A 3,084-nucleotide genomic window follows, 5' to 3' on the forward strand; every position below is an offset into this window, starting at 1 on the left:
AGGTATAAGTGTTTATCTTGTATTGATATTATATAAGTTGATTTGTAATCGGTAAAAAGAAAAAGTCCTTGAAACAGTTAATTTCAAGGACTTTGGCTTTCACGTTCATTATAGATGCAGCCTCAAAAGCCTTATTTTATCAAGGTTTGCGAGCCTGTTCAAAACACATTTTCTGTTTTGACTTTTCGCCTCAAAAATTCGAACCAACGACTAATATTTTCTTTCCAGCTATACACCTATTTGAATGCTTTTTATTTCAAAATTACTAATCAGCTTTCAATCCAAAATAACCCGACACGATCTGCACCATTGAGAAACACATCAGATTATGTTTACATTATACACCATAATCTTTATTTTGTCAAGTATTATTTTGAACTCACTGAAATTCGGGCGCTGATAATTTTTCTTTAATTCTTCCTGTCATGCCATTCATTCAATACCGTTTCGACTTGCTTTATCAACAATTCTTTATCCGGGATATATGAGATGTTGAAATTTGTCTTTTTAGTTCTTTGATAGACCATCCTGCTTTTTCAGCCTCTTTTTCGTAAAAGCTTCTTTTATCTTTATTGATATGCTTAAAAGTTCGCAATAATGAGACCAAGACAAAATGCCAGACAATGTCTGGCATTTTGAATCACTTCAATAAACTTCTATATAAGAACATCCTTCCAATTAGTCGGAAATCCCATAAGTTCCATTTTAACATTTGGATACTTATCGAGCAAAGTTTCAATTAGATCAATAAAATCATTCCAATGTCTATCCCTCGGAAGAATATTGCTTAAACACACCAATGTGGCAAATACTCTCACGCTGCTTATTCCCTGCTTTGTATACTGCTTATACAGCGCAGGTGTTTTTGAAAGATTTACATTATACAACCTTCCATAATGTGCGCATATATTTCTGACAAATGCTATATGCTCAATCCAGCTTTCAAGATATGTATATTTAACACCATATATCCGAGCTACCACTTTCTTGTCTTCCTGTTTCATATTTTTATAAAACTTAGACAAAGTTCCGAAACTGAACAATTCAATTAAGGCATACATCGGGATTTTATCCGTTTCATAGTTGTTTCTGAAATTCTTAACGAAAGCAGATTTGCTATTTCTATCGACCTCACTATTTATTTCTGCCAAGAAGTGACTATGATAATCTTCATTTTCAAAATTAGCAGCGTCCTCATATCCAAAGTTGCCGTATTTATACGAAAAATGGTTTGCAATTCGACATCTCAAATTTATTTCTACTTTTTCAATTTGAGCAAACAATGCCTGTCTGAAATTACAATTGAACAGATACAATTCCTTTATCATATCAAATGTAACTCCCTGATTGTAATTGTCATTTTTCTTTTTGAGTCCTATGCTATATGCTTTTATCAATCTGAAATAAGACACATCATTAAGAAATTCTTTAACTGCTTCCTCGTCATTTATAACAAGACCGAGTTCTTTTAGATTCTCAACCTGTTCATCTATAGTCATAGGGACTTGATGCTTTTTCAATTCCATCTTTTCACTTCCGTATAAATTAAATGACCCGACGTGGTCCGCATCGTTGAGAGGCGTGTCGGGTTCTGTTAATGTTATTATACTCATTTTTAATGGAAATGTCAATACTTTTCACGAAATTAGCATTAATTTTTTTAATCAAACAGGCAAATTTTATTCCCTCACATACTTTTATATTCTACTAAATAATTATTATGTCTACAATTTCAGAAAATGACATTGTCTAATGCGTTGCTGGCATATCACCACAATTTTCATAGTTAATATATGCCTGTATAACTCGCTTATAGAATTCCATCACAATAACATTCTGCATATGTTCATCAAAATGCGTATAAATAGCCGGTTTTCGGCTTTTGTATCTCAACACTCGTCCGAAATACATACAGAATAGTTCTTTAACGCTTTTGTTATATTTTCTGCTTTCCGGAATATATCTATGTATCTCCTGCAAAATATATTGAGGCGAAAGTTTCACGCTTATAACCTCATAAAGCATCGTGCCTATCAGATTTGAAATATATGTTTCCCTGTCCTCGTGAACACACAGTTTAGGTAATAGAATATTAAAAGCATTATTCTTTTTAACAAGCGTGTTCTCCATCTTTTTCTGCTGCATCGGGATTTCAGCGATATTTATGCTGCACACCGTTTCTATGCAGCTTACCGCCGCACATTTTGTCTCACATTCGTCCAAAACCGCCTCAAATTCCTCTTTGGTCATCTGTTCGGCTGTACTGTCCTCCGGCTCCTCAAAAGTCCTGCAATTCGCCGCAAACTCGCACAGGGCATCTATGACCTCATCGCCGTTATCTGCCGCAGCCATATATGACGAAAGAATTATAAAATAATCATTTCCGTCTGCACAATCAAGCCTTTCTTTCAGTTCCATACATACATCATCGTTATCCCTTACAATTGCTTCCTTGCAGAAGTCATCTATTGCGTTCAGTAATTCAGCCAAAGACTCTGCTTTCAATATATCACGGGTAATCATACTTTTATCTCCTTTCCGCAAACAAAAAACAGCTCCGTGCAAGGAACTGCTTTTGATCTTTATTTTTTCTTGTTGTCTTTCTGTTTGAGTGTCGGTTTATTATTTGCCGGAGCATAATCTAACTGCTCTTTTTTGCCGACTCTTATGTATGCAGCCGCTTTCATTCTTTGCTTACCTCCTCTTTTTTATATATTCAAATTCGTACTCGGACACGCACTGCGCCCACCGTACCTTATCACGGTATTTTTCATCGAACAGTTTAAGATTTATTGCCTCATTTACAATGTCGTTTGAATCATTCATAAATCTGTCGCTTTCAAAGGCTATAACCTCACCGTATTCTTTATCATAAATCACAACTAATTCGTAACAAGACATATCGATCATCTGACCGGGAAGCATAATCCGTATACATAAGCGAAACGATATGCTTCATCTCTGTTTTTAAGTTTATACCAACGTATATTCCCTTTGCTGTCGCTGAATTTGTAATACATTTCTGCCACCCTTATATATTCACTGTGAGCGTAACTGCGTCGAACAGTGCAACCTCTATTTTTT

3 protein-coding genes are annotated in these 3,084 nt (G+C 35.1%); all 3 read right to left on the reverse strand.

The features are described 5' to 3' along the window. Positions 1-656: 656 nt before the first annotated feature. The gene (locus tag H8706_RS11820; protein WP_262432796.1) at positions 657-1,526 is read right to left on the reverse strand and encodes an Abi family protein; all 870 of its coding nucleotides are present in this window, start codon (positions 1,524-1,526) and stop codon (positions 657-659) included. A 223-nt stretch (positions 1,527-1,749) separates the two neighbouring features. Continuing rightward, complete coding sequence (locus H8706_RS11825; protein ID WP_262432797.1) at positions 1,750-2,523, reverse strand: hypothetical protein; 774 nt, start codon at positions 2,521-2,523, stop codon at positions 1,750-1,752. Positions 2,524-2,694: 171 nt separating this feature from the next. Further along, positions 2,695-2,901 (reverse strand): hypothetical protein, encoded by a 207-nt coding sequence (locus H8706_RS11830; RefSeq protein ID WP_262432798.1) that lies wholly within the window; start codon positions 2,899-2,901, stop codon positions 2,695-2,697. Positions 2,902-3,084 lie beyond the last annotated feature (183 nt).

The organism is Qingrenia yutianensis, assembly GCF_014385105.1.
In the GTDB taxonomy this organism is placed as follows: domain Bacteria; phylum Bacillota; class Clostridia; order UMGS1810; family UMGS1810; genus Qingrenia; species Qingrenia yutianensis.